The following is a 14,888-nucleotide window of genomic DNA, read 5'->3' on the forward strand; positions in this document are numbered from 1 at the left end:
GCGCGTTTTGTGTCTAAACCTGAGATATTCGATAAACTGCCTGTTCAACTTGCTTAACTAGATCATTCATTGTATCTTGCTTGAATTTACTAGCAGAATAAGAGTAGCTTACATATAAACGATTCTTATTCATAGAAGAGGTAACGATTACGTCAAAGAAGCGATAGCAGTCTAATTCCTTCTCAGCACTGTTATCATAAACAAAAAGGGGCATGAAGGCGTTATCATAAACAAATGGCTCCAAAAACATCGGATCTTCTATGTTTTTACCGCTTGTCGCTGTATCAATAGAACGTACAGCCTCTACCTCTTTGACATAATCTAAAATGCCTCGCTTAGAATCTAAGGTAACTACCGACAGATCAATAACCTTTCTCCTGCTCAAGCTTACTGAAGACATTGCAAATGAAGCAGTACCCAAAGAACGTGCTGATGCGAGAGCAAAGAGTGTAAATATTACACTTGATGCTGTGGCTTTTGCACGACTGCCGAAAGAATCGAGAATGGCAGTAGTTTTCTCGTCGAAGTCCAATATAATAACGTCCCGATTCAGAGCGCCCCCGTTTCCTTTGCTTCTCCACGAGGAAGTGATCGGGTTAAATCGTCCTTCCAACCATGCTTTAGCAGTCTGCTTTTGAACAAGAGCTCCAATGTGGCGAATGGTAGGGTTATCGAAAAGCTCAATAATTCTTATGCTACCGGGATACTCCTGTTCAAGGCGAGAATGCACTTGGGTAAGTAATATCGAATTTCCGCCAATATCAAAAAAGTGATCGTCAACCCCGATCTCGTGCTGCTGTAAGACCTGACTCCAAATTTGTTGAACCTTACTTTCCAGATAATTGATTGGCTTAATCAATTCAGCACTTTTTCGATTTTCAAACCTAATTTTCCGAAGCGCTTCACGATCAATTTTTCCATTCGTGTTTAACGGAAAACTATCTAATTGAATGAATCTATTAGGTACGATTGACTTTGGCAATTGAGTATACATGTATTCCTTGAGACCGTCCAAATCGATATCTTTTTCGGCAACAATAAAAGCCGCAAGCTCTGTTTGGCGTCCCGGTTCAGTGCAAGGCAGTACCAGTGTGTGCTCAATACCGAAGTATTCCAATATCTTACTTTCGATTTCAGCAGGTTCAACCCGAATGCCTCTGATTTTAATTTGTTGATCTATCCGACCGATGTATCGTAGCTCTCCTTGTTTTGTCCACTCAACAAGATCGCCTGTCTTATATATTCGCGTATTAGAATGTAGCGGATGCGAGACGAATTTCTCTTCGGTCAACTCCCTTAATCCTAAGTACCCCCTTGCCAAACCTGGACCAGATACGCATAGTTCTCCCGGGACGTTTGGCGGTAACGGATTCATATGCCTATCCAGAACCAAGCATTGGACATTCTGAATTGGCGTTCCAAGAAGGACCTCCTGATTATCTTTGTTAAAGGCATAGAAAGTCGAGCAAACACTATTCTCTGTAGGACCATACTCATTGTAAAGAGAAACATTTCCTAATATTTTATAATGCTGCGCCACAAGGTCCTGGCCAAACGGTTCACCAGCCAGTGTCACCGACTTTAGTAGGATTAGCGCATCCGGAATTTCGTTTAACATGGCTTGATACAAGCTCGGAGTAATCAGCAGATGCGTAACCTTTGCGGAATGTATTGCGTTTCTAATGTAAGTTAAATCCAACCTTTGTGCTTGAGGCAGTATCACCAAACCTGCACCTACGCTTAACGCAGTGAAGATATCCTCTACAGAACTATCAAAAGAAATAGAAGCAATTTGCAGGAAAATATCTTCTTCCGAGAATCGGTAAGCTTCTGCCCTCCAGCGAATCGTGTTGACAATGGAGCGATGCTCTATCAGGACACCTTTAGGATTTCCTGTACTCCCAGACGTGTATATCACGTAGGCCAATCCTTTCGGATCGACCTTGTCAGTAGAACTTCCAGTGCTCTCGGTCCGAGGCATAGCTAAGGCTTCATCTATTAGCAGAACAGCCAACGAACCAGTCACGTTACTGGACAATGACGATCGTGTTAGAATGCAACCCGCACCGCTTTGGTTTATCATATATTCTAATCGCGCATGCGGAAGTTCCACGTCAAGTGGCAGATATGCTCTGCCTGATTTCAGAACTGCTAGAATAGCAATGACCAGTTCAAAGGAACGATCCAGATATACACCAACGGTTTGCTCAGGGTGGAGATCCATCCTACGCAGTGCACTTGCAACTTGTTCAGCTCGTTCATTCAATTCTGCATAGGTCATTTGCGCATCACCTTGTCGAAGTGCTGTTCGATTAGGATAACGACGTACTGCATATTCGACCAATTCATGAAGTGTACATGTTTCCTCAGGCGCTACATATGAAGGTGCCATCAGCGCTTTCTCCTCATCCTCAGTGAGCAGAGACAATCGGCTAACATCGCAATTCGGGTCTTTGATAACTTTATTCATAATAATGAAAAATCGCATTATCATGTCTTCCACTTTTTCTAAAGGGAATAAGTCACTATTGCATACAACCTGGGCCGATAGTCTATCGCGCACTTCAAACAAAAGGTTAAACGCATAATGCGGTAAAGAGCTCACCTCATATCGTTGAAGCTTTAGTCCGCTTCTTTGAAGCACTTGCTCGTCGAGCGGATAATTATCAAAAGATAAGACGTGGTCCAACAATTCGCCTTGTATAGAAGTCTGGATTTCATATAAGGGGTAATATCCATGTGCAAGATTATCCATACCCTCTTTACGCACCTTAAGAACAATTTCCTTAAAGTTAGCCCGACTAGCTTTCAATCTCAAAGGAAGTACAGTAACGAAGTGTCCTACGGCGCGTTCAAAATTATCATGGTTAGGTCTTATCGTTGATACGCATCCGAACACTACATCATCCATGTTTTTATATTTTTGTAAGAACACACCCCATATGGCTTGGATCAATACACTGATTGACACCTTATACAGTCCAGCGAGCCGTCTCAACCCCTCTTCTGTCTCATGTTCCAGTAGAAATCGCTGCTCAAGCCTTTTTCCCTCTTGGTATGACCCCTCAGGACTTTGAAGAGTTAACAATCCGCTTCCCTCATAATTTTCCAAATACTTTTTCCAGTACAAACTTGCTCCCCACATGTCCTGTCTCTCAAGCCAGTTAACAAAAGCAACATACTGCGGTGGCTTTTCTTTGTACAGGGTCAGATTAGCAGGCGATAAATATTCGTCGAACCACTCTTGAAGCATATTTGACAAGCTCCAGCCATCCATAACGATATGATGGTAGCTAAGCAAAATAAGATGATCTTCCGGGTCTAAAGTGAACACGCTAGCCCTGACAGGTGGCTCTGTGCTTAGATTAAACCCCCGCCTCCTGTCTTCTTCTCGTACCAGATCGAACCATGCCAGCTTAGAGTCGAATGAAGGGGCTTGGAGATACAAGTATTCACAAAAACCAGATTTTTCTGTGACCTGCATGGGCTCATTTTGTCCTCCATACATAAATACGGTCCTCAACGCATCATGCCTAGACATTACGCTTCGGTAGGCGGACTCAAAGTGCTCTGGCTTCAATTCTCCTGTCAATCTAAATGCCACCTGCTCCATGTATGCGGGAGAGCTTTCGTTCAACTGCTTATATAACAAAAGTCCCCGTTGCATAGAAGACAAGCTGTAGGGGCCGGTATTGGAGATAATCCTAATAATCTTCCCAAAGGCATCCATAATCTGACCAGCAAACTTTTGAACATCAATGAGACGGTTATCGTAGTTGATATTAATGGCCATAATTCCATTTTGCATATAGCAATTAAAGATAATATCATAATGAATTTTCGCTTCGGCATCCAGATGACTGCGGAATGAGCTTGGTACTAGTTGGAATACCGATTCCGATGAGGTTTCAACCTCACCTAAATAATTGAATAAGCATGGTGGCGACAAATCGAATCTTAATCCCTGGCCCTCCACACGTTTTTTGGCATATTTGAGAGCACTATAACCGATCCCACGGTTTGGTATCCTTCTTAACTCTCTTAGCATCGCAAACAGTGCCTGTTGATCTATTTCAGGTAATTGAATCACGGTTGGGTACACTGATGTAAACCAGCCAATCGTCCTAGAGACATCTGCCCTTTCAAAGATTGAGTGACGACCATGACTTTCAATATCGAGCCAAAACTCGCCAGATCCAGTCCATTTCATATACGCAGCGGAGACAATAGCGAGTAATATTTCCTCAGTACGAATCCAATTTGACCCGTCCAACGGAGTCATGAATATTCTACTTTCCTCCACACTAAGCCTGATCTCCATATCCGATCGATCTCGCCAGTAGCTCGGTGCAAAACGACGTGCGACCGAATTGTGATAGCGCTCCTCTAGCCGTTTCCAATATTCGAACTCCTCGGGAGAGGCTGATTCCATACCGTAATTCTCCAGGTGCAGACACCATTCCTGGAAAGGCGTTGTTCTTGGAAGCAAGGCAGGTTTATTCTCCTGTATAACCAAAGAGTAGATGGACTCCAAATCCTCAAAAATTATACGCCAAGAAACACCATCAACAAGCATGTGGTGAATGACGAAAAGAAGGTAGTCCGCGTCAACAGCATGAATGAGCCCAACTCTAACGAGCGGTCCCTTAATGATATTGAAATCGCGTATCAGGTCCTCATAACAGCTTTTGAATTCTTCCTCGCTTACGAATTCCTCATGATGTCCATATTCCACGAGTTGAAAAACGCTGGTGTCGTCCCGGTATTTCGGTATAATTTCATCCTGGCTTATTACAAATTGCATCCGTAGAATTTCATGAGCATTAATTAATTCGTGAAGTAATTTGGTCGTCAATGTTGCATCAATTCTTTTTGATCCGCGTAGAAGAACGCTCTGCAGAAAGTTATTTTCCTTTCCATTCCATTCAGTCAGGTACTCTCTTTGAATCGGAGACAACAGCACCTCCCCGACTTTTGTTTTTTCTCCAGAAACAGCAGACCTTTCAGACAAAAGGACCATTTTATCAGAGCACTGAGCAAGATTTGCTGTTTCCAAAACATCTGCCACGGCTAAACGATAGCCCTTTTTTCCAGCCCGTGAAACGACTTGCATAGCTTTGATGGAATCTCCACCTAATGTGTAGAAGTCGTCCCCGGCAAATATCTCTCTCTGTAATCGAAGTACATCCTTCCAAATTTCCATCAACACTACTTCCTTATTACTTTTCGGTTGATATGGTGAATGGTCGATTATAACTTCAGGCATAGTCATTTTTGACAAAATTGACCGGTCAATTTTTCCATTTGCATTGATAGGCATTTCATTTAATCTGATAAAATGATTCGGTATCATGTATGAGGGAAGGTATCTTGTCAGATAAGCTCGGATACTATCCTCGGATACCCCCATCTTGGATACATAGTAAAGGCGTAATGATGGAGATGCTATTTGGTCCTGTTCGGTTACAATTGCTACTGCCTGACTTATTGCTGACATTTGTAAGGCAAATGTCTCGATTTCACCAAGTTCGATTCTATAACCACGTATCTTGACCTGATAATCTCTACGACCTATATATTCAATGATGCCATCCGCTCTCACCCTTGCCAGATCACCCGTTCGATAACATCGCTCTCCAGATATCGAAGGGTGCAAAACAAACTTTTGAGCTGTCTGCTCTTCTAAACCCTTGTAACCACGAGCAATGCCGTTTCCGTGTAGCCATAATTCACCGACTGCTCCTATTGGCATTAATCGCCCTTTCTTATCTACCACCATTGTGTGAGTTCCCTCTAAAGCCTGTCCGATTGGAATCGTCTGTTCAACTTTACTAAGATCCACTTCATAGGCAGTTGCGAATATAGCAGCTTCCGTAGGACCGTATAAATTGACCAATCGGGCATCGGGGAATAATTCTTTTGATTTCTCACATACGTTTTTTGGTAGTGCTTCCCCAGCAGCAAAAATGAACTTCAAACTATCTGGAAGTTCACCTCCCACAGTCTCAGCTGACTCTAGAATCGCAAGAAGATGTGAGGGGACAAAATGAATGTGGCTAATGTGGTATTGCCTTATTGCTTGCAATAATAGAAGTGGATCTCTCTCTTCGGTATATGGTAACGCTACCAAACTTCCTCCGTTCCAGAACCATCCGAACAGCTCCGCAACGGAAACGTCAAACATACAAGACGTCTTCAACAACATCCGGTCCGATGCCCCTAACGGATAAAGACCTTGTATCGCTTTTAAAGTCGACAACACCTGCCTGTGCTCAATCTCAACGCCTTTAGGAGCGCCAGTAGAACCTGAGGTGAAAATGATGTATGCCACATCATTCGGTCGGCAAACCGGTTCGAAATGAATATTTATGTCCTCGGCATAATCCTCGACCCGAACAATCGTATTGCAACTCGTAATCCTTGCCGCTAAATCAGCATGTTTACGACTGGCAAGTAGCCTCACGGAATTGCTTTTTTCATAACAATATCGAATCCGCTCCTCTGGGAGATCCGGTGCTATCGGAACGAAATTCCCACCTGCCATAAGAATCGCGTAATAACTAATAATCATTTCAACAGAACGATCCGCTATAACCGCAATCGAGTCTCCCAGCCGTAATTGATTATTTGTCGTCAGCTTAGAGGCCATGCTTGTAACTTTTCGGTAAAGATTTTCATATGTCATCATTTTGCCGTTAATTTCATGTATTGCAATACGGTCAGCATATTTCTGAACCCGTGCAAGAAACGCTGAAATAAGCGTATCTTCCTGCTGACCTTCCAACAGTTTGGGCGTTAGTTTTGAATTGCTATATTGCACCTTCTCGTCGGAATCCAGGAATTCCAACACCTCAAGGGAAGCAGATCGGTTATGAATAATGAACTCTATAACATTATTAAAATGCCTTAATATACGATCAGCTGATTTGGAATCAAAACGTCCGGGATTATAATCAAGTTGCCAGCTTAGTCCGTCAAAGTTTGCTACTTTCAGTGTAAGATCGAAATGATTCATCTCATGAAGCTGATATGAATGGAAGAGAATCTGTTCACTTCCATTCCTTAACACTTGTTCCATCGGATAGTTCTCAATCACTACGATAGATTCAAACGGACTTATTCGGTTATCCGCCCCAAGAAGCGATTTAGTTTTGACTAAAGGTGTTTTATCATGCTCAGACCGCTCTCTCATCTCTTTATTGATCCGATTAATGAACTCGGTTACAGATTCCTGATCTTTCAATTCCACCATGCAAGGGATTGTATTCATAAATAGACCTACCATCTTCTCTATTCCTATCAATTGAGGAGGTCTGCCAGAGACCACTGTGCCGAATAAGACACAATCGTGATCGTTATAACGGTGAATGAGCAAGGCCCATGCTGAATAAACTAAGGCTGCAAGGGTGATTTGCTCAAATTTAAGAAACGACAGTATTTTGTCAGAACACTCCCTTGATGGTTGGTGAACTGCCGTTTCCCTAACAGCTACATCCGTTTTGTATGCCTTCGCAGGCAATAAGCTGTCGGCAATATCTGTATGTAGCTTTTCCCTCCAATATTGCTCGCTATCATCATCATTCCTATTCATCTGCCAATCGACAAATTTTTTAAACGAAGGCTTGCCTAATGAAGGCGTTTTCACACCATGAGAAAGGTCTCCGAACTTTCGAATCCATTCTTCCAATACAACGGCACAACTCCAACCATCCAACAGTATGTGATGGTAACTAAAAAGAACATCATATTGTTCGGGTGCCCACTGTATAATCCATATTCGATATGGCTCATGCGTAAGAGCAAACGAGTCTTCTAAATCTTCAAGTAACAGGTCCCCAAGCATACTTTCTCTCTCTTTATCGCTATTTATCGGCATATACTTGTACCGATAAGTCGGTTCGTATTGTTTCAGTGTGATTTGGATAGGCCTATCTATATTTTCCCATCTAAAAACAGTTCTAAGCATGCCATTGCCTTGAATTACCGCTAGAAAGGACTCACGTAACACTTCAAGGTCAATTACTCCTGTTATACGGAAGTTTAGTTGCTGATGATAATACATACGCTCTTCTTTTTCCAAATAGTGAAATAGTATTCCTTCCTGCATTGGTGTTAATGGAGCAATTTCCTCAACATTGTTGCGGGCAAGCTTCATAGAGACCGACATCAAAACCCCAGCCCTCTCCCTTTATTTTTGGCAAACAAAGAAAACCCGTGGCTGCTTCTCAGGGTTCTCTATAGGTACTTCAAGATTCTCGATTCTTGAAAAATGTACGTTACTGAACCCTGTTTCAAGCAACATTGACCGAATTTCTAACATCTCATATGAACGATTGTACAGTGTTTCGTCAAAGCGCTCATAATTTCCTGACTCAGTCTTAATAAATCCCGTGATTTTTATATAGGCTGTATCCATTCCGTTACTATAAATACCCCGCTCCGAGACAAAGACTTCTTGATTGTCAAAGAACTCCATCTTATTGGAAAGCTCCAAACCCAAACGGGTATTCATATCAAATATAAAATATCCATGATTCTTTAACGAAGCATACACTCGTGCAAAGCATTTCGATAACGCATCCCTATTCTTCAGATGATTCATCGCATCGTACAAAGCGAAAGCAAATCCGAAAGAATCGAACCCCTCTACTGAAAAATCAGTCACATCAGCTTCAATAAGAGTAGCCCGATTTTTAAGGATGTAGTAATACAGCTTTGTTCTTGCTTTCTCCAGCATAGATGGAGAATGATCAATCAAAACGACGTTGGATCCTAGTTTCAAGAAGGGCAGAGAAGAAGTTCCTGTTCCCGAGCATAAATCCAAGATTGGTCCATTAAGCCCCTTCTTTTCATAGAAATCGACAAGTGAAGGAGTATGTGCTCTGGCAAACCCCCCCCATTTTTCAACAATGTCATACATACTAGACATATGTTCGCCGTACTGCTGCATCAACACTTCCCCCATATTTCCAGATTAGTGAATTAACCTTTGTTGCTTTCTTGAAAGATAATGGTATTTCATATAGGACATCAAAGGATTTCGCTTCTTTAAATCCATATACTTAATATATATCTCGTCAATAGAACCTAACACTTGACTAATCCAATCTGATAATATGATCGAGATTAGATTATGTCCGCTATTGCTGTTGGACAAAATTGCAATGCCCGCTCTTTTACCCGGGAAGATAGCAAAAACCGAACTATACCCAATCGTTTCGCCTCGATGGTAGATAAGTTTATTATTATCTGGAAAAGTAATTAATCGGTAGCCAAGACCGTAATTCACCTTCCTGAATACCCTTGTCGTCATCATCCGGAGGGATGATGGCATAAGAAAGCAAGGTGCGTCTACTTCCCTGTTGGCTATATGTTCACCAATGAATTTGGACATGTCACTTATCGATGCATAGAGCCCCGTCGCTGCCTTTTCCACAAAGAATAGTGGGCTTATTGGTCTGTTCAGCAAACTATAAGGGATAGCTAACGGCTTTTCAAAATCTCCGGCATTGTCGAATGTTGCATCCTTCATTCCTAGCGGCACTAAAAGATTATGATGCATGTATTCTGCAAAGGGCATCCCTGTCTGGCTTTCAATAATCGCCTGCAGAAGCGTATATCCGCCGCCAGAGTAATAAAACCCTCGATTAGGATCGTAAATAATCTTAATTCCATGGCGATGATTAAAGGTTGGCGAGTCTACCAAATCGGGCATGTTTTGTTTCTCATAGCCCAAGTAAGAAGAGATGTTAACACCACCCGTGTGGCTGAGCAAAGACTTTATTGTAATTTGACTATTATTGAACGGAGATGACGGTATGCTCCACCAGGGGATCAATTTCTCTACAGATGCTTGTAAATCCAAGCTTCCCTCCTCAGCCATATTCATCACTGCCCATGTTGTGAACGTCTTAGATATAGAGCCTGCCTGAAAGAGCGTATGCTCGTTAACCCGATTTTTGGGGTTAGCCTGACCGTAACATGTTATACGGCTACATTGCCCATCTTCCCAAATCGCTAGTGCTAACCCAGGAACTTTATGGTGTTTCATCAACATAGGGATTCCGTTCAGCCACTGATCTACCCCGCCAACATTCAGTCCAAAATCATCGTAAGGAAACAATAGTTCTTCTCCCCTTATGTGTAATTCTTGTATATCTTAAACTGATTCTCAATTGATCTATTAATCAAATCAACAACCTCACGTTCGTGTTCATTCAAATAGAAGTGTCCACCTGAGAACGGATACATATTAAAATTACCGCTGGTCAACTGCCCCCAACTCTGAAGCTTCTCTTTAATCATCCCGTCGTCAGTGCCATATAATAATGTAAGGTCAACTGAAATCTGTTTTGTTTTAGGTTCTATTAAATATTGATCTAACATATTAAAGTCTGCTCTTGCAATAGGAAGAAAAATTCTCATCAAATCGTCGTTCTCAGCCACCTCATTTGAAAGCCCACCCATCTTAATTATTTTTTTTGTTAGTTGTTCGTCATTAAGCAAGTGATAATTTCTTTGTTCCTTTTTATAAATTGGCGCATCGTGTCCAGAGACGAATGTTATGTCAGGAAGCGGGTTGCCTTGTTGCTCCAAACTGCAACATAGTTCATATGCAAGCAGACTCCCCATGCTATGTCCAAACAAGACATACGGTCTGTCTTGAATGGCCGGAACGATTATCGACTCAATATCAGCCACAGCTTCCGTAAACGAATTGTAGAAAAAGTCCTTTGACCTACGCCCCCTCCCTGCTATCTCCACTGGGAAAATCTCAACGCTCGGATTCAGATAACGCTTCCATTTATAAAAAAAATGACTGCTACCCCCAGCATATGGGAGACAAATCAATAGCGTTTTTTTTGTGCTGGCTTTTAACAAAAGAGTACACTCCTTTTGCCCTTGATAAATTCAATCATTACACATCAGTCAAATAGTATTGCAATATCCTCTGAGGACAACGTAGCAGATTGTATAACATCATTCCATATTGCCTCATACTGATGGGCGAACATTTGCAATGCCACTTCGTATTTATCCAACATTTGCATAACATCAGCTGTGTCTAGACAGTCATAGGTCAGACCGATTCTTAGCTTTCCATCAACGATAAGAAGATTTGCCTCTAACAATGCCGTAAGCATATTATCTGGACTACTAGACTTCTGACAATATTCCGGAATTAGGGAAAAATAATCGTTATTTGCTTCGAAAGCACCCATATAGTTAAACATCAACTGAGGAGCTCGTTTTGCGAACATCTCTCCAGTGCCATATCCCAGACCATGATTAGGAACACTACTCATTCTGCTTTTCACATTTCTGATCGAATCCTCCACAGTGAGATCTGTTCTAACTTTAAGAGGATACAATGTTGTGAACCATCCTATCGTTCTACTGACGTTAAGCTCCTTTAGCCCACCGTAGCGTCCATGGGATTCCAGCATAATCCACAACTCCCGACCATGTTGATATTCACCAAGGACATTGGCAAATATTGCTAATAGTATGCAATCTGCACCCACATTTAGCATTCTTGCTGCCTCTCTCGTTATTGCCAAGGTTTGTTGAACTGTCAGTTCCCGATAAACCGTTTGTTGTGCATTAAGAAGGACAGGCTTTACACCCCTCAGGCATTCCAGATCAGAAGCATTGTTTAGCTGTTGAATCACTTGTTGCCAATAATCTCGCTCGTCGTTAGATGGTTCATAACAGGCTAATGCATCAGCCCAACTTTGCAAGGGGTCGCTGTTAACCGGCAAAGTCAAATCATCCAAAGAGCCTCGGTCATAGGAACTGAAAAGCGCATGAAGGTCATCCAGCAAAATTCGCCAAGATACACCATCAATAATCAAATGATGTGCAAGAAGAATCAGGATGCTTCGATCAGCTGCCATTCTAAACAAGACACCTTGAAATAACAGGTCGCAAGACAAGTGAATTGTTGACATCTTATCGTTCAAAATCGAGTATATTTTTTCATAGTGTCTTTCCTGAGAAATATCCGTTAAATCGAACTCTTCCAAAAGTTGCTCGCATTGAAAATGTGAATCATTATAAAATAAACATTTCTCGCTGGAGTCCCAGTTTAATCGTAGCTCATCATGATGCAAAAGAAGTTCGCGTAGTAAACCATTTACAGTTTTCAAATCTATAGGGTGCAGGATTTCTATTCCTATGTTCATAAAGTAAAAAGATTCGTTAGCTAGCCTTTGTTCTAAGAACCAATTTATTATTGGCATTCTTTGAATAGTACCACTGATTTGGACATGCTTTTGCTGTTTGTTGGGTAGGAGTGGATCCGCTCTTTCAATCATCTCCCCCAGTATTGGCGTAGCTAGAATATCCTTTATGCTCAATTTTATTCCCTTATCTAATAGTCTTGAAGACAATTGGATAGCTTGAATCGAATCCCCCCCAAGCATATAAAAGTTACTGTTGAGAGCAATCTGTTCGTTAATAAACAACTCTTTGACTATTTCCAGAACATCTTTAGCCGTCTCTGATAGATCGGAATAGCTTGTTGAGATCATCTGTTCTTCTGTAGGTAAGGGGAGTACCCTTTTGTCTACTTTACCGTTTCGATTAACAGGTATTTGGTCCAATTCCAAAATAAAGGTTGGCTGCATATATGCAGGCAAGTTCCTCCGCAATCGCTGATGAATCGTTTGGTTTGATATATACTTGTTCTTGACCACATATGCACAAAGCATAGCAGTACCTTGTATCTGAATCGGTTGAACTGTGACAGAATCGATCTCATCAAACGTCAGCAGGGAGGACTCAATCTCCAGTGGTTCAATCCGATATCCACGGATTTTGACTTGTTCGTCGTTCCTCCCCCTGTACTCTAAAATCAATGAAGGTGAAAACAGCCCTTTATCTCCAGTCCTATACATCTGCATATTTGCAACGAAAGGATTGGTTATAAATTTCTCAGAAGTAAGCTCAAGGTTATTCATATATCCTCTGGCCACACACTCACCAGATATATAAATCTCTCCCTCTACACCTATAGGCACTGGATCATGATTATCATCAAGGACATATATTTTCGCATTGTATATCGGCCTGCCAATTGGAACAGTCACATCAGTGTCTCGTTTCTTGTCATATCGATGTATCATGCAACCGACTACAGTCTCTGTAGGCCCATACTCATTAAAAATTTGAATTCTATCATCAAACATTTCACTAATTTTGGCCGCCAGGCTCGTTTTCAAGGCCTCTCCACCAACGATAATTACCTTAACCGCCCTAAGAAACTTTTCGTTTTTCGGCATCCTTTCCAGTATGGACAAATGTGCCGGAGTCACCTTGATAACTGAAGCCCGGCCATCCTTATAAGCATCAAGTAGAGCATTCTCCCCCGTATCACCGTAGACAGCAATTGCTCCGCCGCATACAAGCGGAGTGAATAGAGACGTTATGGTCAAATCAAATGCGATGGTAGAGTATAATGCAAACACCGGACTATCCTCCACTACGTAAGTACGGCTAGCGAAGGTTATATAATTCACTAGTGCTCGGTGTTGCACCGCCACGCCTTTTGGATTTCCTGTTGTACCTGAAGTATAAATGACATAAGCTAAATCATCAGAGTTGCTCAAATTCGATCTTGTTGATGATTTCGATTGATTTCTAAATGATTTTATATCAATGACTCGTGTATTGGGCGATATGTTGGCTAAACTTTGTCCCTGTGTTACATACATAACGGCATTTGAATCATCAAGAATATATTGGATTCGATTGGCAGGTGTATCCGGTTCAATTGGGAGAAATGCGCCTCCAGCCTTCAAAATAGCAAGCATAGCGAGAAGACATTCCCCACTTCTCGGAATGGATAACCCGATAACTTGGTTACGTTGTATTCCCTCTCCAACGAGGTAGTCTGCAATAAATTGTGACTGCTCTACTAATTGGCGATAAGTCCATATCCTATCGCCGTCTATTATAGCGATTTGATCAGGTGTGCGCGCGGCTTGTTCTTCAATTAGGTTATGTATCGTTTGATTCCTTGGAAATTCAACCGCAGTATCATTATAAACATGGAGTATACTATCAAGCATTGAGGCAGAAGCAATCCTCAACTCTCTTAACGGTGTACTTATTGAAATTCCTATAAAATCAACAAGCGTGTCAATATAGTCTGCAAACTGCATAATTAACCATTCTGGGAATAAACTAGGTCTATAATCGATTTCAACAGTCAACTGACCTTTTTCGTCCCACTCCTTAACAATAAACTGGATCGGAACAAGCTGTTGACTGCTATGGAACTGTTGGTTTTCAATCAATAAATCCCCAGCATGATTAGCAAGACTCGTACTGTAGCAATTAACCCCGACCTCAAATAACGGGAAATTAATACCATAATAGGGGTCAGCCTGCAAAATCTCATTATAAGGGTATCTGCGATGGTGCAATCCGTGCTTTACCGAAGCACGACATCCTTTAAGAACATCTAACATCGTTTGTTCGGCCGAAATACGTATACGTACAGGAATTGTATTAGTAAACATACCAAAAGAACGTTTCTGAGCCTTGCCTGTGCGATTAATGATTGGCATACTAACTATAATGTCATTACGAATATAGTGCTTATGCATTATCACTGCGACTAGAGCCGTGGCAAAATCATTCATGGACAGGTTGTGCTGATTCAACATCATTCTAATTGCACTAGTCTGTTCTTGTGTTAACTCTTTCCGTAAGCGTTTACCAATTAAGTCTGAAGAATTCATACCTAATATCGGCTCAGGCAAATCCTTAAGGGTTTGATACCAGTATTCTTGATCCCTCTTAAAACGACTAGATAATAATCGATACTCTTCCTCCGCTTGTAGAAAATCTTCTAGATGGGTTGATTGTCCTTCATAAGATTT

The 14,888-nt window shown here is 41.6% G+C and carries 5 protein-coding genes; all 5 read right to left on the minus strand.

Going from position 1 to position 14,888, the window contains the following annotated elements; genetic code table 11:
• Positions 1–13: 13 nt before the first annotated feature.
• Entirely contained in the window at positions 14–8,167 is an 8,154-nt protein-coding gene (locus AB4Z30_RS08835; protein ID WP_441925382.1) for an amino acid adenylation domain-containing protein, read from the minus strand.
• Between the two features lie 21 nt (positions 8,168–8,188).
• Positions 8,189–8,950, minus strand: a complete 762-nt coding sequence (locus tag AB4Z30_RS08840) for a class I SAM-dependent DNA methyltransferase (RefSeq protein WP_441925332.1) — start codon at positions 8,948–8,950, stop codon at positions 8,189–8,191.
• Positions 8,951–8,974: 24 nt separating this feature from the next.
• Positions 8,975–10,123 carry a serine hydrolase domain-containing protein gene (locus tag AB4Z30_RS08845; RefSeq protein WP_441925334.1) on the minus strand — a complete coding sequence of 383 codons (1,149 nt, stop codon included), beginning with the start codon at positions 10,121–10,123 and terminating at the stop codon, positions 8,975–8,977.
• 14 nt (positions 10,124–10,137) lie between these two features.
• On the minus strand, positions 10,138–10,881 hold the full coding sequence (locus AB4Z30_RS08850; RefSeq protein WP_441925337.1) for a thioesterase II family protein: 744 nt from the start codon (positions 10,879–10,881) through the stop codon (positions 10,138–10,140).
• Positions 10,882–10,925: 44 nt separating this feature from the next.
• On the minus strand, positions 10,926–14,888 hold a 3,963-nt coding region (locus AB4Z30_RS08855; RefSeq protein WP_441925339.1), incomplete at its 5' end, for an amino acid adenylation domain-containing protein.

Origin of the sequence: Paenibacillus sp. 2TAF8, from assembly GCF_052114825.1 — a bacterium.
In the GTDB taxonomy this organism is placed as follows: Bacteria; Bacillota; Bacilli; order Paenibacillales; family Paenibacillaceae; genus Paenibacillus.